This window comes from Gordonia hydrophobica NBRC 16057 (genome assembly GCF_001592365.1).
Taxonomy (GTDB): Bacteria; Actinomycetota; Actinomycetes; order Mycobacteriales; family Mycobacteriaceae; genus Gordonia; species Gordonia hydrophobica.
The window spans coordinates 149,103-167,012 of sequence record NZ_BCWU01000005.1; the positions used below are offsets into that span (position 1 = coordinate 149,103).

15 protein-coding genes and 1 pseudogene are annotated in these 17,910 nt (G+C 67.2%); 14 read left to right on the top strand and 2 right to left on the bottom strand.

Annotated elements, in window-relative coordinates:
• Positions 1 to 48: 48 nt before the first annotated feature.
• From GH2_RS10355 to GH2_RS10365, 3 genes are all read left to right on the top strand, one after another.
• Positions 49 to 1,626 (top strand): GMC family oxidoreductase, encoded by a 1,578-nt coding sequence (locus tag GH2_RS10355; protein ID WP_066166971.1) that lies wholly within the window; start codon positions 49 to 51, stop codon positions 1,624 to 1,626.
• 76 nt (positions 1,627 to 1,702) lie between these two features.
• Positions 1,703 to 3,187: an acetyl-CoA acetyltransferase gene (locus GH2_RS10360; protein ID WP_066166974.1), complete on the top strand. Its 1,485-nt coding sequence runs from the start codon at positions 1,703 to 1,705 to the stop codon at positions 3,185 to 3,187.
• Between the two features lie 148 nt (positions 3,188 to 3,335).
• The gene (locus tag GH2_RS10365; RefSeq protein WP_066167373.1) at positions 3,336 to 4,814 is read left to right on the top strand and encodes an aldehyde dehydrogenase; all 1,479 of its coding nucleotides are present in this window, start codon (positions 3,336 to 3,338) and stop codon (positions 4,812 to 4,814) included.
• Between the two features lie 31 nt (positions 4,815 to 4,845).
• Here GH2_RS10365 and GH2_RS10370 read toward each other — a convergent pair whose 3' ends face one another.
• Positions 4,846 to 5,469, bottom strand: a complete 624-nt coding sequence (locus tag GH2_RS10370) for a TetR family transcriptional regulator (protein WP_066166980.1) — start codon at positions 5,467 to 5,469, stop codon at positions 4,846 to 4,848.
• A gap of 324 nt (positions 5,470 to 5,793) precedes the next feature.
• Here GH2_RS10370 and GH2_RS10375 point away from each other — a divergent pair, with 324 nt between their 5' ends.
• From GH2_RS10375 to GH2_RS10415, 9 genes are all read left to right on the top strand, one after another.
• Positions 5,794 to 6,666 (top strand): SDR family NAD(P)-dependent oxidoreductase, encoded by an 873-nt coding sequence (locus GH2_RS10375; RefSeq protein WP_066166984.1) that lies wholly within the window; start codon positions 5,794 to 5,796, stop codon positions 6,664 to 6,666.
• Positions 6,666 to 6,884, top strand: coding sequence for a ferredoxin (locus GH2_RS10380; protein ID WP_066166987.1), 219 nt, complete (start codon positions 6,666 to 6,668; stop codon positions 6,882 to 6,884). Before GH2_RS10375 ends, GH2_RS10380 begins: the two co-directional genes overlap by 1 nt.
• An 88-nt stretch (positions 6,885 to 6,972) precedes the next feature.
• Complete coding sequence (locus GH2_RS10385) at positions 6,973 to 8,205, top strand: cytochrome P450 (protein ID WP_066166992.1); 1,233 nt, start codon at positions 6,973 to 6,975, stop codon at positions 8,203 to 8,205.
• Between the two features lie 219 nt (positions 8,206 to 8,424).
• Entirely contained in the window at positions 8,425 to 9,612 is a 1,188-nt protein-coding gene (locus GH2_RS10390) for an aromatic ring-hydroxylating oxygenase subunit alpha (RefSeq protein WP_066166995.1), read from the top strand.
• A 12-nt stretch (positions 9,613 to 9,624) separates the two neighbouring features.
• Complete coding sequence (locus GH2_RS10395) at positions 9,625 to 10,581, top strand: hypothetical protein (protein ID WP_066166998.1); 957 nt, start codon at positions 9,625 to 9,627, stop codon at positions 10,579 to 10,581.
• Positions 10,582 to 10,596: 15 nt separating this feature from the next.
• Positions 10,597 to 11,769, top strand: coding sequence for an acyl-CoA dehydrogenase family protein (locus GH2_RS10400; RefSeq protein ID WP_066167001.1), 1,173 nt, complete (start codon positions 10,597 to 10,599; stop codon positions 11,767 to 11,769).
• Positions 11,770 to 11,857: 88 nt separating this feature from the next.
• On the top strand, positions 11,858 to 13,378 hold the full coding sequence (locus GH2_RS10405; RefSeq protein WP_066167003.1) for a class I adenylate-forming enzyme family protein: 1,521 nt from the start codon (positions 11,858 to 11,860) through the stop codon (positions 13,376 to 13,378).
• Between the two features lie 2 nt (positions 13,379 to 13,380).
• Positions 13,381 to 14,259: an enoyl-CoA hydratase-related protein gene (locus GH2_RS10410; RefSeq protein ID WP_066167006.1), complete on the top strand. Its 879-nt coding sequence runs from the start codon at positions 13,381 to 13,383 to the stop codon at positions 14,257 to 14,259.
• Positions 14,260 to 14,338: 79 nt separating this feature from the next.
• A complete protein-coding gene (locus GH2_RS10415) occupies positions 14,339 to 14,980 on the top strand; it encodes a TetR/AcrR family transcriptional regulator (RefSeq protein ID WP_066167009.1) in 642 nt (213 codons plus the stop codon).
• 22 nt (positions 14,981 to 15,002) lie between these two features.
• Here the strand turns inward: GH2_RS10415 and GH2_RS10420 are convergent, their stop codons facing one another.
• Positions 15,003 to 15,944 (bottom strand): PDR/VanB family oxidoreductase, encoded by a 942-nt coding sequence (locus GH2_RS10420; protein WP_066167011.1) that lies wholly within the window; start codon positions 15,942 to 15,944, stop codon positions 15,003 to 15,005.
• Between the two features lie 150 nt (positions 15,945 to 16,094).
• Here GH2_RS10420 and GH2_RS10425 point away from each other — a divergent pair, with 150 nt between their 5' ends.
• Positions 16,095 to 17,003 carry an alpha/beta fold hydrolase gene (locus GH2_RS10425; protein ID WP_066167014.1) on the top strand — a complete coding sequence of 303 codons (909 nt, stop codon included), beginning with the start codon at positions 16,095 to 16,097 and terminating at the stop codon, positions 17,001 to 17,003.
• Between the two features lie 3 nt (positions 17,004 to 17,006).
• Positions 17,007 to 17,849 (top strand): annotated as a pseudogene (locus GH2_RS10430) (mycofactocin-coupled SDR family oxidoreductase).
• Positions 17,850 to 17,910 lie beyond the last annotated feature (61 nt).

A 17,910-nucleotide genomic window follows, 5' to 3' on the forward strand; every position in this document is an offset into this window, starting at 1 on the left:
GGGAACCAGCCACATTGGGGAACCAGCGGAAGTCAACGAGAAAGGCTGATGAGCACAGTGGTTGATGGAGAGGTCAGAGAGTTCGACTACGTCGTCGTCGGAGGCGGCTCCGGAGGATGCGCGGCCGCCGCGCGGCTGTCGGAGGATCCGTCGGTCAGCGTCGCCCTGATCGAAGCCGGTCCCGACGACCGCGGAATTCCCGAAGTGCTGCAGCTCAATCGATGGATGGAACTGCTGGAGTCGGGGTACGACTGGGACTATCCGATCGAGCAGCAGACCCACGGCAACTCGTTCATGCGCCACGCGCGGGCCAAGGTGCTCGGCGGCTGCTCCTCGCACAACTCGTGCATCGCGTTCTGGCCGCCCGCCGAGGACATGAACTCGTGGGAGAGCACCTACGGCGCCACCGGCTGGAACGCCGACGCGCTGTGGCCGATCCTCCAGCGGCTGGAGACCAACGAGGACGCCGGCCCCGACGCGCCGCACCATGGCGACAGCGGCCCGGTGAATCTGATGAACGTTCCGCCCACCGACCCGTGCGGCGTCGCACTGCTGCAGGCCGCGAGTGAGTTCGGCATCCCCACGGTCACGTTCAACACCGGAACCACCGTCCGCTCGGGAGCGAACTTCTTCCAGATCAACAGCAGACGTGACGGGACCCGCGCGTCGTCGTCCGTCTCGTACATCCATCCGATCGCCGATCGGGAGAACTTCACCCTCCTCACCGGACTCCGCGCCAAGAAGTTGCTCCTCGACGGACTGCGCTGCGTCGGCGTCGAGGTGGTCGACAACCAGTTCGGCAAGACGCAGGTGGTCCGTGCCGGGCGCGAGCTGGTGCTGGCGGCGGGCGCCATCGACACGCCCAAGCTGCTGATGCTGTCGGGGATCGGCCCCGCCGAGCACCTCGCCGGGCGCGGTGTGGAGATCGTCCTCGACTCGCCGGGCGTCGGTTCCAACCTGCAGGATCACCCCGAGGGCGTGATCTCGTGGGAGGCCAAGCAGCCGATGGTCACCGACTCCACCCAGTGGTGGGAGATCGGGATCTTCGACACCGTGGACTCCGGGCTCGACCGACCGGATCTGATGATGCACTACGGCAGCGTCCCATTCGACATGCACACGGTACGACGCGGCTACCCGACCGCGGAGAACGTCTTCTGCCTGACCCCGAACGTCACGCACGCGCGGTCGCGCGGCACGGTGCGACTCGCCTCGCGCGATTTCCGTGACAAGCCGCTTGTCGATCCGAAGTACTTCACCGACCCCGAGGGCTACGACATGCGGATCATGACCGAGGGCATTCGCCGCGCCCGCGAGATCGTGAAGCAGCCCGCGATGGCCGACTGGGCCGGCCGGGAACTGTTCCCCGGCCCCGACACCGTCGAGGACCGCGACCTCGAGAAGTACATCATTCGCACGCACAACACCGTCTACCACCCGGTGGGCACCGCGGCGATGGGCTCGGCCGACGACGCTCCCGTCGACGCCGAGTTGCGCGTCAAAGGCATCGACGGACTGCGAGTCGCCGACGCCTCCGTGTTCCCCGAGCACATCTCGGTGAACCCGAACATCACCGTGATGATGATCGGCGAGAAGTGCGCGGATCTGGTGAAGGCCGCTCGCTGAGAGACTATTTTTAACTAAAGTCAGTAGGTATTCTGGTTCGCGTTGTAGTCGGTAGCACGAGCGAACTGGAGTCCTGATGGCACTCGATCCGCGTACCCCGATCCTGGTCGGCGGGGGACAGATCAACAACCGAGACGGCGGCACGGAGCCGGTCGACCTGATCGTCGAGGCCGCGCAGGCGGCCTCGACGGAGGCGGGGTCGACGCGGCTGCTGGGGCGCATCGACTCGGTCCGACTGGTGCGCATGCTGTCGTGGCGGTATCGCGATCCGGGCCTCCTGGTGGCCGAGCGGCTGGGTGCGCCGGTGGTCCACACCGCCACCACCGGCGACGGGGGCAACTGTCCGCAGACCCTCGTCTCGATGGCTGCGGCGGATGTTCTCGCCGGTCGTTCGGAGGTGGTCCTGGTCGGCGGCGCGGAGGCCTGGCGCACCAGGATGAAGCTCCGCGCGAACGGCGAGCGGCCGGAGTGGACCGCACAGGGGGACGAGGTGCGTCCGGCCGAGTCCGCGGTTCCCGAGGTGCCGATGGTGTTCGACGCGCACACACGGATCGGGCTGGACCGGCCCGCGTTCGTCTACCCGCTCTTCGAGGAGGCGTTGCGCGCGTCGTCGGGCCGGGGGTTCGCGGAGCATCGCGAGATGATCGGGCGCCTCTGGTCCCGCTTCGCCGACGTGGCGACGTCGAACGAGCATGCGTGGATCCGTCGGGGTGCCACGGCGGACGAGATCATCACGCCGCGGTCGGACAATCGATGGGTCTGTCGGCCGTACACGAAGCTGCTGAACTCGAACAACATGGTGGATCAGGCGGCCGCCGTCATCGTGTGCTCGGTCGGTGTGGCGACGGAATTGGGCATCGCGCGCGACAAGTGGGTCTTCATCCACTCCGCAGCCGATGCGCACGACACGTACGACATCGTCGAACGGCACCGACTCGATGGAAGCACGGCGTTGCGGGTCGCGGGCGTCCGGGCGTTGGAGGCCGCGCAGATCGGTGTCGACGACGTGGACCTGGTCGACCTCTACTCGTGCTTTCCCTCCGCGGTCCAGGTCGCTGCCACGGAGTTGGGGCTGCCGATCGACGATCCGTCGCGGCCGCTGACGGTCACCGGCGGCCTGACGTTCGCGGGCGGACCGTGGAACAACTACAGCAGCCATGCCATCGCGACGATGGCGACCGCACTGCGGGAGAATCCGGGCGCCCGCGGCCTGATCACCGCGAACGGCGGCTACCTCACCAAGCATGCGACAGGCGTCTACGGGACCGAGCCGCCCGTCCGTGCCTTCCGGCACCTCGACGTCCAGGCGGAGGTCGACCGGCATCCGACCGTGACTGCGCGGCACGACTATCGCGGGTCGGCGTCGGTGGAGACGTACTCGGTCGCCTACGGCCGCGACGGTGAGCCGGAGCGCGCGTTCGTCGCGGTGCGGACCCCGGACGGTGGACGTGCGCTCGTGGGCACGGATCGGGCCGATCAGCTGAGTGTGCTCGTCGACGACGACTGTCTCGGCGCGACGGCCGCCGTCGATGGTGAGGGAGGGCTGCTCGGCGTCGAATGACGATCCGTGGAAGTGCGTTACAAATGACGAATAACGTCACCTGTTGACCTAATGGTCGTAGGTAACCTAAGCTCGGCTGTGACGCGACTCACGCTCGCCGACGAGATGGGTGTCGCGCGCATTCCACGACGATCGAGGAGATTCGACGATGACCACAGAAACCACCCTTCCGGCAGCTCCGACGTTCCCCGACCGCGCCGAGGTGTTCATCGGCGGTGCCTGGACGGCGTCGTCGGGCGACGAATGGATCGACGTCGTCGATTCCTGGTCGGAGAAGGTCGTGTCCCGGGTTCGGGCGGCGACGGCGGCCGACGTCGATGCCGCCGTGGCCGCTGCGCGGGCGTCGTTCGACGCCGGCGTCTGGGCCCGGACGCCGATCGCCGAGCGCGCCGACGTGATCGACGAGATCGCCGACCGTCTCGAGGCCCGGCTGCCGGAACTGATTCAGATCGGCATCGCGGAAGTCGGCATCACGAAGCCGGTCAGCGCGATGACGCAGGAGATGACGACCGGCCTGTTCCGCGCGGTCGCGAACGAAGCGCGCACCGTGAACCTGGTCGACGAGCGGACGCGTGCCGATGGCGGGATCTCGCGCGTGCTCAAGGAGCCCAACGGGGTCGTCGGGGTGATCATCCCGTGGAACGGCCCGATCGGGACCATCGCGTTCAAGGTCATCCCGGCGCTCGCCGCGGGCTGCTCGGTGGTGCTCAAGACCTCACCGGAAGCGCCGCTGTCGCCGTCGGTGTTCGCCGATGTGGTCGGTGAACTGGTCGCCGAAGGACGGATCCCGGAAGGCGTCGTCAGCGTTCTCGTCGCCGATCGCGAGGTGTCCGAGAGCCTGGTGGTCAATCCCGAGGTGGACCACATCACCTTCACCGGCTCCACCGTGGTGGGTCGCCGCATCATGGCGTTGGCCAGTGAGCGGATCGCGAAGGTGTCGTTGGAGTTGGGCGGCAAGTCTGCGGCCATCATCCTCGACGACGCCGACCTCGAATCGGTGATGCAGGCACTCCCGATGGGGGGCTGCATGCAATCCGGTCAGGCGTGCATCGCGCTCACCCGAGTCCTGGTGTCGGAGAAGCGGCACGACGAGGTGGTCGCGGCCTACCGCGCGGCGCTCGGGATGCTGCCGCTCGGCAATCCGTGGGAGGAGACCAACTTCCTCGGGCCGCTGGCGTCGGCGCGGCAGCGCGATCGCGTGGAGGGCTACATCGAGACGGCGAAGGCGGAGGGCGCGACCGTGGTGCACGGCGGTGGCCGCGGAGGCTTCGACCACGGCTTCTTCGTCGAGCCGACCCTCATCGACAACGTCACCAACGACATGCGCGTCGCCCAGGAGGAGATCTTCGGGCCGGTCATCTCGATCATCACCTATCGCGACGAGGACGACGCGGTGGCCATCGCGAACGATTCGCAGTACGGCCTGTCGGGCGCGGTGTTCTCCGCGGACCCCGAGCATGCGTACGAGATCGCCAAGCGCATCCGGACCGGCACGGTGAACGTGAACGGCGGCGTCATCGACTTCACGATCCCGTTCGGTGGCTACAAGCAGTCGGGCGTGGGCCGCGAGGGCGGCCCGGAAGGGCTCGAGGAGTTCTTCGAGACCAAGACGGTGCACCTGTCCTGACCATCGAGGTCCTGCGCGGTGTGACCGCCGATCACATGTGGTCGCGGATCACACCGTGCAGGAAGCTCCGGACGGTCTCTTCGAACAGCATCTTCTGAGTCAGCTCATTGCTGGCCAGGGCTTCGGCGAGCAACGGCTGCGACTCCGGGTCGACGTTGGGAAAAATCGTCGACTTGGTGCTCGGCTTGCGCATCGCCTCCATCAGCACGGCGCCGATGGCGAGCGTCTCCATGCCGTCGAGGATTCGGACGTGCAGTTCTGTCGGGACGCCCGAATCGAGCAGGAACTGCGCGGTGTCCTCGTAGGTCGCGACGAACAGATCGCGCGGCAGGTGCTGGAGCAGGATCGGTGCGGCGTTGCGGTGGCGCAGGATCGACTGTCGGAAGTTGAGCCCGAGTGCGACGAAGTACTCGGGCCATTCCGGGCCCGGTCGGCGGCGCGGCGTCACGACGGTCGCGCCGGCGATGTGCTTGGCGATCTCGACGAAGATCTCGTTCTTGTCGGTGAAGTGGTGGTACAGGGAGGGGGCCCGTACCCCGAGATGCTTCGCCAGCTTCGGCAGGCTGAATCCGTCCAGTCCTTCATCGTCGATGATCTCGATCGAGGCCTTGACGGCGGCGTCTCGGCTGATCAACGGTTTTGACGGGCGTGCCATGCCGTTTCCTCCTGCGGTCTCACAACATCTGGTCGTCGCGGTCGGCCGGGACCGATCCGTGATACCTCATCAGCATAGGTTTCGCCGGGCGCGGGATCCCCATCCCGCGGTCGGATGTCGATCACTCGAGCTGATGACAAATTACGCTTGACGTCTTACGTAATGTGTATTATCGTCAGAACCAGAGTGGCGCGTATCACAGACGCACACCGCACTCCGCCGAGCAGGCGTCGGATCTGCCCCCGAACCTGCATCGGGCTCACGCCGACTCGGCGAATCAGAACTCAGTCGCAATCACCACTGATCACAAGGGAGAGCACGCACATGAAACTCGAAGGAAAGGTCGCGCTGATCACCGGCGCGGGATCCGGTCTGGGACGTCAGGCCTCGCAACTGTTCTCGGCGGAAGGCGCGAAGATCGCGGTCGTCGACATCGACGCCGAGCGCGCCGAGACCACCGCGCAGCTCGTCAAGGAACAGGGTGGCGAGGCGCTCGCGATCACCGCGGACGTCGCATCCCGCGAGCAGATCACGTCGGCGGTCGAACAGACCGTGTCGACCTTCGGCAAACTGGACATCGCGTGGGCCAACGCGGGAATCGTCTCGCGCGGCGGCGTCCCGACCGTCGCCGGCGGGGAGCAGGTCCTCTTCGAGGACTTGACCGTCGACGACTGGAACCACGTGCTCGGCGTCAACCTGACCGGTGTGGTGTACACCGCGCAGGCCGCCGTTCCCGCGCTCAAGGCCAACGGCGGGGGCGTGATCCTCGCGACCTCGTCGGCCGCGTCCCTCGTCGCCTATCACGACATCGCGCTCTACAGTGCCACCAAGGCCGGCGTGAACGGCCTGGTCCGCGGGCTCAGCCTCGATCTCGGGCCGTACGGCATCCGGGTGAATGCGCTCGCTCCGACGCACGGCATGTCGCCCAACTTCCTGATGCCCGCAGGCTCCCCGGTCGTCGGCCAGTCCTACGAGCAGGTGTCCGGCCCCTGGGAACCCTTCGTCTCGCCGATCCCGCTCAAGAAGGACCGCCCGCCGGACCTCGTCGACAACGCCAAGGTCGCCCTGTTCCTGGCTTCGGACGATTCGGCGTACATCTCCGGGACGGTGCTCGGGTCCACCGACGGTGGCACGCTGTCGCGCGTGGGCATGTGGTTCCCCGAGGATCTGAACCAGCCGAACCCGAACGATCAGTGATGTCCGTCCGTCAGATGCTGTCGGTGGATCGGGCGGCGTGTGCCGGGCACGGCATGTGCTACGGCACCGCGCCCGATCTCATCGACTGCGATGACCAGGGCGACCCGGTGCTGCCCGAGCGGCCGCTGACCGACGACGAGGTGGCCGCAGCGCGCGACGCCGTCGCCGCGTGTCCGGAGCGGGCGCTGACGTTGATCGACGCGACAGCGGCGACGTGACCAGCCATCGGGTGGACCGACTCCGCGGGGAGCGGTGTGCCCCGCCCGCGGAGCATCCCCTCTTCGACCAACACTCCAAGGAACCACAATGACTGCAGCCCAGCGAACACGAGAAGAAGTCACCGTCGATTTCGACGTGTACGACCCGGCTCTGGCCGCCCCGGTCGACCACTTCCAGGAACGCGCCGCGCAACTCGCGGCCGTCGGTCCGGTGGTGTGGTCGCCGCATTACGGCGGCCACTGGATCGTCACCGCGTACAACGAGATTCACGAGGTGCTCCGGGATCCGGAGACCTATTCGAGTTACCCGAACAACCTCGTCACGAACGAGGCGTTCGGCAAGTTCATCCCCATCGAACTGGATCCGCCGGAGCACACGGGGTATCGCAAGGCGCTGCAGCCGTTGTTCGGGCCGATGCGGATGAAGAAGCTCACCGACGACATCCGCGGTGTCGTCGACGAACTCATCGACGGCTTCGCGTCGAAGGGGAGCGCCGAGTTCGTCGAGGAGTTCGCTCACGAGCTTCCGGCCCGCGTATTCCTCGCGCTCATGGACTGGCCGGTCTCCGATGCGCCGCTGTTCACCGAGGCCACGGACATCGTCTTGTTCGGCAAGCCCGGCGGCACTGAGCAGGAGTCACTGGAAGCGCGGGCGATGGCGGGCATGCAGATGCTCGGCTACTTCCAGAAGATGGTCGACGACCGACGGGCGAATCCGGGCGACGACATCACCTCCACCCTGATCCACACGGAGGTGGAGTTGGCCGACGGGACGCGGCTGCTCACCGACGAGGAGCTCAACCGGATGTTCTTCCTGTTGCTCATCGCCGGCCTGCACACCGTGCAGGGGTCGCTGGCCTGGATGATCAAGCAGTTCATCGCCAATCCGGATCAGCGGCAGGAGGTCATCGACGATCCCGCCACCATCCCGAGTGCGGTGGAGGAGATTCTCCGCATCGAAGCCGCGGTGGTTCCGGGACGCCGTGCGACGCGTGACGTGGTGCTCGGCGGACAGCAGATCGCTGAGGGCGAGCAGTTGATTCTGCTGCTGTGTTCGGCGAACCGTGACGCCGAGGAGTTCGACGACCCCGCCGTCGTCGACGTGATGCGCAGCCCCAACAGGCATCTGTCGTTCGGTGGCGGTGCGCATCGGTGCCTCGGTTCGCATCTGGCCCGCATCGAGCTCACGGTGGCCATGGAGGCGATCCACGACCGCATTCCGGATTACCGCTTCGTCGAGGGCGACCCGCCGGTGTTCCACTCCTCGCAGGTGCGCGGTTGTGCACGGATGCCGATCGAGTTCACGCCGGAAAACCGCTGAGGGCGTCGTGACGACGGGGCGTCTCCGGTGTCGGCCAGGCGGCCTGCGCCGGCGACGCCCCGCTCGTTCCCCGGGGGCGATCGTTCGTGGCCCGCGTCACCGGAATCTTTGTGAATCCATTGCCAGTTAAACCTAATTACGATAGGTTTATGTCACCGGTTCGACCGGAGTGCGGCGACAGCCGGCACTGTTCGACACCTGATCACGACGGGAAGACTCATGACGACATCGCTACCTCGACAGGACAGAATCCGACGCGCACTGGAGCTGCTCCGAAACGAGACCACTGACAAGTTCGACGAGGTGATCGACTTCGCGCCGACGGAGTTCACCGATCCGGTCCTCGCCCAAGACGAACGCGACCACATCTTCGGCACCGTGCCGTCGATCGTCGCGCACAGCTCGGAGCTGGCGAAGCCGAACGACTTCATGACCGTTCAGATGCCGCGCAACAACCTCATCGTCACGCGCCAGAAGGACGGCAGCATCAAGGCGTTCGTGAATCTCTGCCGGCATCGCGGCGCGATGCTCGAGGAGCGCGAGAAGGGCCGCTGCCGGATCTTCTCATGCCCGTACCACCGGTGGTCGTACGATCCGGACGGGTCGCTGCGGACCATCACCCGCGACACCACGTTCGGTGAGGTCGACCGCGCGGAGCACGGCTTGATCGAGGTGCCGGTGCAGGAGCGGCACGGGTTCGTCTGGGTCGTCGACAACGCCAACGCCACCATCGACGTCGAGGCGTGGCTGGGACCGGAGATGGACGCGATCCTCGCCGAGTACCGGCTCGAGGACGCGGTCTGCTACCAGGCCGGCGGATTCGATGAGCCGACCAATTGGAAGCTCATGCAGGACGCGTTCCTGGACGGTTATCACATTCAGTACGCACACCCGAACACCGCGGGCAAGGTGATCCACACCAACGTCATGGCGCTGGAGGACTTCGGTCGCCACTGCCGCTTCATCGCACCGCGGAAGTCCATCGATCGGTTCCTGGAGGAGGACCCCGGTGACGCCGCGCTCGACAAGTACGTCACCGAGACGCACTTCCTCCTGCCGAACTCGACGCTGCTGCGCCAGCCCGATCACTTCCAGTTGCTGACCTTCCGGCCGCATCCGTCCGATCCGGCGCAGTCGCGCATGGAACAGCGGTTGATCGTGCCCAAGGTCGAAGACAGCGGGATGGACGAGGCGCACTGGGAGCGACTGTGGTCCAAGAACTGGGACATCCTCCTCGCGGTGCTCCACAACGAGGACTTTCCGCTGCTGCGCGGCTCGCAGCGCGGGATGGCGAGCGCCGACGCCGGTGACATGATGCTCGGTCGCAACGAGATCGCGAATCAGGTGTTCCGTCGTGAGACGCGCAGGCTGGTCGCCGACGGTCGGGCCGCGGCGGCTGCGAAGTAGCAGGTCGCCGCGATGATTCACTACGAATGGCGCTCGCAACTCGATGAGCACGATGCCGCGCAGTTGCGCGACCTCCTCGTCCGGGCCGCAGCGTACGACGCCGAGCCCGAGTACAACGCGATCGACCCGGACGAGGTGGTGCGTGACATGGCGGCCGCCGCGCGCAGCGACGGCGCGGGCGTGCGGCACCTGGTCATCTGGCTCGATCCGCGACCGGTGACGCTGGGCGGGGACGACGAGCCCGAGCGGGTGGCGGGCGTGATCCGCCTGGTGCCGCGGAGCGACGGATGGGCCGACGGCACCATCGTGATCGATCCCGACCTGAGATCGATCGGCATCGTCACCCTGTTGCTCGAACGTGAGGGCGTCGACGTGCACGCGGAGGGAGGGTGGCTCGGCAGTGAGTTCGTCGGCATCCGTTCGTGGGCGCGCGGCAATCATCCGGCATCGGGGCGGATCGGCGACCGCAATCTGCTTCCGCGCACCCAGCGCGTGTGGAAGCTGGTACGACCACGCGCGGAGACCGCGGCGGGCGACGATGCCCGCGCGCGGGAGTTGAGCGCCGCCGACGCGGATGCGGTCGCCGAGTTGCTCGGGCGGACCGGTGCGTCCGATCGCGAACGTGAGCGGTGTGCAGCCGGACTGACGGGCGGCGATCGGCGAGTGCTCGGGGTCCACGGCGACGGCGCCCTCGTCGGGCTGATCGATCTGGACCTGACGCCGACCCACGTCGATGAGTTCGGGCGCTGCGCGGGGACCGACTACCTCGCCGTCGCGCCGGAGTGCAGCGGGGATCGTCGACGCGAGGCGCTGTCGGATCTGTTGATCGCGGCCGCAGCGCGGGCGACGGCGGCCGGGCTCGACGGACTGATCGCCTACGCCCCGTCCACCGACGACGGATTGGTCGCGGTCAGTCGACGCACCGGGTTCCAGCACGACCGCACCGATGTGCTCTACGAGATCCGGTGAAGGAGAGACTCATTCATGGACAGTGACCTGTTCGACGACGACCATCTCGCGTACGCCGCGGCAGTCCGCGGATTCGCCGAACGCGAGGTGGTGCCGAACCTGGATCGGTGGGAGACCGATCGCGAGATCGACCGCGAGGTCTGGCTGGCGGCGGGGCGACAGGGGCTGCTGGGCCTGTCGGTACCCGAGCGATTCGGTGGCAGCGGCGTCACCGATTATCGGTTCCGCGTCGCGCTGATCAACGAGCTCGCCGCCGTCGGCGCGAGTTCGCTGCAGTCCGGATTCTCGACCAACGACGACATCGTGCTGAGCTACCTGCTTCGGCTCGCGACCGACGAGCAGTGCGAGCGGTGGCTCCGTGGCTTCACCACGGGCGAGACGATCGGCGCCATCGCCATGAGCGAACCCGGCACCGGCAGCGATCTGCAGGCGATCAGCACCTCGGCGGTGCGCGTCGACGGCGGGTGGCGGCTGTCCGGATCCAAGACGTTCATCACCAGCGGCATCCTGGCCGATCTGGTGATCGTGGTGGCGCGGACCCCGGCCGCGAGCGATGCGGACGCGGGGGCGAAGGCCTTCACGCTGTTCGTGGTGGAGTCGGGGATGCCCGGCTTCCGTCGTGGTCGCAAACTTCAGAAAGTGGGATTGCAGGCGCAAGACACCGCGGAACTGTTCTTCGACGACGTGTACGTCCCCGACGCGAACGTCCTCGGCGACGTCGGCGGCGGATTCGGACATCTCATGGACAACCTGCCGCTCGAGCGGCTCGGCATCGCCCTGGCCGGGCAGTTCTCGGCCGAGGCCACGCTGCGCTGGACCGTCGACTACGTCCGCGATCGGCGAGCTTTCGGCAAGGCGATCGCCGACTTCCAGAACACCTCGTTCACGCTCGCCGACCTGATCACCCGCACCGAGTCGTGCCGCGCCTATCTCGACCGCGCCGTCACTCGCTACAACGCGGGAACCCTGACCGCGGTCGACGCGGCCAAGACCAAACTGATCGCCACGGAGAACCAGTGGGCGGTGATCGACGCCTGCGTGCAACTGCACGGCGGGTACGGCTACATGCTCGAGTACCCGGTCGGGCGAGCCTTCACCGATGCGCGCATTCAGCGCATCTACGGGGGCACCAACGAGATCATGAAACTCATCATCGGTCGCCACGAACTGGCCGGATCCACCCGCTGATCGGCCGGCTGCGCCCGTGCTCGATCGACCACTCAACGCTCTCTCGCCACACCTATCCAGCCCGCCTCCCGAACAAAGGAACGACGCCATGACCGCAACAATCGGAGCAGCCCTCGACTGGTGGGGCCGCACCAAACCGGACTCCACAGCACTCGTCTTCAACGGCTCCGAGCTCTCTTACGGCACGCTGCGCGACTGGACGAGCCGGGCCGCGCGCCATCTGTGCGACACGGTGGACGTGACGCCGGGCGATCGCGTGGGACTGCTCGGTCCCAATTCGTTGGAGTGGCCGGTCGCCGCACTGTCCGTGCTGAAGTCCGGCGGCATTCTGGTGCCGCTGAACAGTCGTTACCAGCCGGCGGAACTGCGCAAGATCGCCGACGACGCCGGCCTCACCACGGTCATCGTGGCACCGGGCTTCGAGTCGCTGGCCGAGCAGACCGCTGCGCTGGGCACGGGGTTCACCATCGTCACGTATGCCGATCTCGAGGCGCTTCGGACGGGCGGCTCCGACGACTTCCGCGTCGACGTCGCACCAGACGAACCGACGACGATTCTGTTCACCAGCGGATCCACCGGACTCTCGAAGGGCGTCGTCCTCACCAACCGGACCCTCCTGTCGATCGTCCTGGAGAACACGCTGACCGAGGAGGGGTTCCGGCCCGGAACCACCACGCTGCTCGTTCTCCCGCTCGCATTCACCCCCGGCCTGGTGTACGGGCTGCTGATCACCACGGTGCTCGGCGGCACGTTGGTGGTGGAGCCCGATCTGGTGCCGTCGCGCGCGGTGACGCTGCTGGAGAAGCACGCGGTGGAGGCGATCTTCGGGGTGCCGCTGATCTTCGAGGCCATCTCGCGGGCGCCGGAGTTCGCGAACGCCGACCTGTCGTCGCTCAAGACCGCGATCGTCGGCGGCGCCGCGGTGCCGACCGACCTGCTCGCGCGTTGGGCCGACAAGGGCGTGCTGCTGCGGCAGATCTACGGCATGACCGAGGCAGGCGGCGTGGCGACCGCGACCATCCGCTCCGAAGCGATGGATCACCCCGACCGATGCGGTACCGGCTCCATCTTCACCCAGGTCAAGGTGTTCGACGCCGACGGAAACCAAGCCGCGCCCGGTGAGACCGGCGAACTGGTGGTCCGCGGCCCGGGCGTGACGCCCGGATACTGGAACGACCCGGAGACCACTGCGTTGGCACTCCGGGACGGCTGGCTGCACAGCGGCGACCTCGGCGAGGCGGACGAATCCGGCCGAGTCAAGTTCGTCGATCGGTTGAAGGACCTGATCATCTCCGGCGGCATCAACATCTCGCCGGTGGAGTTGGAGGGAGCGATCGGGTCCATCGACGGTGTGGTGGAGGTGGCGGTCATCGCCGCGGAGGACGAACGATTCGGGGAGACGCCCGCAGCGATCGTGACCGTCGCGGGCGACGTCGACGCCGCGACGATCGTCGAGCACTGCTCGCGCGTCCTCGCGGACTTCAAGGTGCCGCGCTATGTGGTCGTCACCGACGATCCGCTGCCGCGACTGCCGTCCGGCAAGATCGCCAAGACGGTGATCCGGGACGAGTACAAGGACGTGCACGTCCGCTTCGAGAAGGTTCGATAGCCGTGGGATCGAGTGGTTCGCAGACGGAACTGTTGGCGGAGTGGTCGACGCTGTGGGTTGAGCGCCGCGGCGCCGCGGCGGTGATCTGGCTGAACCGGCCGGAGCGACTCAACGCCTTCACGTACGCGATGCGTGACGACCTGGTCGCCGCCTTCGATGCGACGGATGCGGACGACTCGATCCGAGCGGTGGTGATCACCGGAACGGGGCGCGCCTTCTGCGCCGGCGCCGATCTCGAGGCCGGCGGCGACACATTCCTGCCCGAGTCGGGCGCGGGGTCCCTCTCCGGCGAGGGCATCCCGCCCGACTCGGGCGGCACCACGTCGCTGCGCGTCTTCGCCTCGCGAAAGCCGGTGATCGTCGCGGTCAACGGTCCGTCGGCGGGGGTCGGGGTCACGATGACCCTGCCCGCCGACGTTCGCATCGCCTCGGACGACGCCAAGTTCGCTTTCGTGTTCACCCGTCGGGGTCTGGTCCCCGAAGCCTGCTCGTCGTGGTTCCTGCCGCGGATCGTGGGGATGGCGACCGCGTTGCGGTGGACGATGTCGGGAAAGACGGTGCAGGCCTCCGAAGCGCTCGATGCCGGCCTGGTGTCCGAAGTGGTTCCGAAGGCACAGGTGCTCGACCGTGCGCTCGCCATCGCCGAGGAGTTCGCGGACGGGACGTCACCGGTCTCGGTGGCGCTGACCCGGCAACTGCTGTGGCAGATGGCGGCGGCGGACAGTCCGCAGCGGGCGCACCGGGTGGAGTCCCGGTTGCTGGTGGAGCGAGGACAGTCCGGTGACGTGCGCGAAGGCGTAGCGTCGTTCCTGGAGAAGCGGCCGCCCGCGTTCGTCGATCGGGTCAGTGCGCACGCCGCTGACTTCGACTGGGATCGCTGACGAAGGCGGACCAGTAACAAAAGACAGAAACCGTCTCATGTATCGTCATGGGTGACGGCATGACGACAGGACTGGGACAATGGCGCGCAGAAAGACGGGAAACGTTCTCTCCGAGGACGCGGACGAGGCGCGTGACCAACTCATGGTGGCCGCCGAGCGGGTCTTCGCCAAGTATGGTCCGGCGAAGACGACGATGGACGACATCGGCCGCGAGGCGGGGGTGTCGAGGCCGACCGTCTACCGGTATTTCGCGGGACGCGACGCACTGATCGGCGCGCTGATCGAGCGTCGGTCCCGCCTGCTGTTCGCGAAGGCGAGGGAATTTCTGCTCAGTCAGCCCACCTTTGCCGATCAGCTGGTGGAGGGCTTGATCTTCCTCGTCGACCGCGGTCGTCAGGATCCGTTGATCAGGGTGCTGGTCTCGCCCGAGCACATGCAGATGGCCGAGCCGCTCGTCGGCAGTTCGGGGCTGGCGGCACGACTGACGGCTGAGATGTGGGAGCCGATCCTCGACCGGGCGCTCGAGCGGGGCGAGATCCGCCGCGACTTGGATCGCACCAAGATGGCCGAGTGGATCGCCCTGATTCAATTCATCCTGGTGGGACGCCTGGACTTCGACAGGCCCGACGACCCGTCGCACCGCGAGATGCTCCGCACCTTCGTGCTCCCGGCGTTTCTGCCGTCCGCCGTCGTTCCCGAGAAGGGCCCAGACGCCGACTGACGGGCCGGTACCGGCGGACCCGCTACAGGTCGATCACCAGGCGCGCGGACCGACACCGCGAGACGCAGATCATCATCACATCGCCCGCCGCGGCCTCGTCCTCGTCGAGCACCGAGTCTCGATGATCGATCTCACCGCCGAGCACCGCCACCTCGCAGGTGCCACAGGTTCCTTCGCGACAGGAGAAGTCGGCGTCGACGCCCGCATCGAGAACGGCGGACAGGATGGACTCGTCGGCTGCGACGGTGAGGGTCTGTCCCGACTGCGCCAATTCCACCTCGAAAGCGGTGTCGACGGCGTCGGCGGAGATCGCCTTCGGTGAGAAGCGCTCCACGTGGAGCGGTACCTCGTGGCGACGGCTCTGCTCCTCGATCGCGAGCAACAACGGTTCGGGCCCGCAGCAGTAGACCTCGCCTCCGGCGTCGACCTCGCTCAATGCCGAGTCCAGATCCAGGAGACCGACCTCGTCGGCCGGCGCGAGGGTGACGGCGTCGGGATGCGCACGGGCGAGTTCGTCGGCGAAGGCCATGCTTGCGCGCGTGCGTCCGCCGTACAGCAGACGCCACGGCCGACCGGCGCGGTCGGCGGCCGCGATCATCGGCAGCAGGGGGGTGATGCCGATGCCGCCCGCGACGAACAGGTATGACGGCGCGTCGACGAAATCGAAGTTGTTCCTCGGTCCGCCGGTCACGATCTCGGCTCCGACACAGAGCTGATCGTGCACGTACGCCGAGCCGCCGCGGCCCGCGGTCTCACGGAGCACCGCAATGCGCCACTGGTTGCTGGAGTCGCCACCGCAGAGCGAGTACTGCCGGACGATGTCGCCGCCGAGCTCGACGTCGATGTGGGCGCCGGGCGCCCAGTCCGGCAGCTCGCCGCCGCGTGGATCCTCCAGGACGAGGGAGACGACGTCGGCGGCGACCGTGTCCTTGGCGGCGATGCGGAGTGTGCGGTGAGTGGACATGGGAGGCCTTCGCGTGAAATTCATTGAGTACCCGATAATCTTATGGTATTAGTTTTAGGGAGGCAATAGAGAATTGGGATTCGAATTCGATTCCAATTCTCGTGCAATGACTTTCACCGGCCGATCGGCCCTTGTGAGGCGGTTTTCACCATGTCATTGAAAGAACGCGTCCAACGGTTCGCCGGCGACGGCGTCGACCTTGCAGCGACCAGCTGGGATCCGGACGGGCACCGAGCGGGCATCGCCGTCCTGCTGCACGGCGGGGGACAGACGCGGCATTCGTGGCTGCGCACCGGTCACCGTCTCGCAGTGCAGGGCTGGCAGGTGCACGCCGTGGATCTGCGTGGGCACGGCGAGAGTGACTGGACTGCGGACGGGGATTACACGGTCGCCGCGCACGCACGCGACGTCGCTGCGATCGCGCGAGCGCTGCCCGAGCGGCCGGTGCTCATCGGAGCCTCGCTCGGCGGCATGGCGTCCCTCATCGCTCAGGCGGACGCCGATCTCGCTCGCGCGCTCGTGCTCGTCGACATCACTCCGAAAGCGGAGCCCGAAGGCCTCGAGCGGATTCACGAGTTCATGGCGCGCGGCGTCACCGGCTTCTCCTCGCTCGAGGAGGCGCTGGCCGCGGTCGCGGCGTACAACCCGAATCGACGGCGGGCGCCTCGCCTCGACGGCCTGCGTAAGAATCTGCGACTGCGCGACGGGCGTTGGCACTGGCACTGGGACCCGAGAATCCTCGCGCAACGCGAGAACTCGGTGGACGCGGCCGCCGAGCGCGAGGCGTGCGCCCGATCGGCCGCACGACGCATCACGGTTCCCACGCTGCTGGTGCACGGGGCGCAGTCCGACATCGTGTCCGCCGATGGCGTCGCCGACCTGCTGACACTGATTCCCGGGGCCCGGCACGTCGAGGTGTCCGGGGCCGGACACATGGTCTCCGGCGACGACAACGACGTCATGGGCGACGCCATCACCGACTTCTGCGCGCACCTCGGCGACGGGCACGCGGCTCTGATCCCAACACGTCCCAACAGATCCCAACACAGTGAGGAATGAGAGATGACGACTGACACAGTGGGTACCCGGTTGGAAGGCAAGGTCGCCTTCATCACGGGCATCGCCCGCGGACAGGGACGGGCGCACGCGGTGCGACTCGCACAAGAAGGGGCGTCGATCATCGGGATCGACATCTGCGACCAGATCCCGACGGTGTTCTATCCGATGGCCACCCGTGAAGATCTCGCGGAGACCGAGCGTCTGGTCAAGGAGGTCGGCGGGCAGATCGTGACGACGATCGGAGACGTTCGGCGACGTGAGGACATCGAAGCCGCACTGGCGGCGGGCATCGAGCAGTTCGGGCACGTCGACACCATCGTCGCGAACGCGGGCATCATGCCGGTGATCGGACCGGGTGAGCAGAAGCAGGCGTGGTTCGACGCCGTGGACGTCATGTTGACCGGCGTGTGGCATGTCCTCGACGTGGTGGCCCCCATTCTGGTGGAGCAGGGCCGCGGCGGCACCATCACGATCACGAGTTCGGCCGCTGGCTTGCGGAGCATCGGTCTCAACACGCTTCCGGGGCAGGCCGGGTACACCGCGGCCAAGCACGGCGTCGTGGGGTTGATGCGGCTGTACTCCAAGGAGCTCGCGAAGGACTTCATCCGGGTCAACACGATTCACCCGACCGGGGTGAACACGCCGATGGTCGCGAACGCGGAGTAGGGCGAGTTCGTCATGAGCCATCCCGAGGTCGCCGCCGACGACGCGTACAAGAATCCGATGCCGGTGGAGCTCATCGAAGCCGTCGACATCAGCAACGCGATCGTCTTCCTCGCCTCCGACGAGGCCCGGTACGTCACCGGCGTCGCGATGCCGGTGGACGCGGGTTACAACAACCGCTGAGCCCCGACACCACAAGCGAAAGGCGCGTCGACCCGGTCGACGCGCCTTTCTGGTGTCGGAT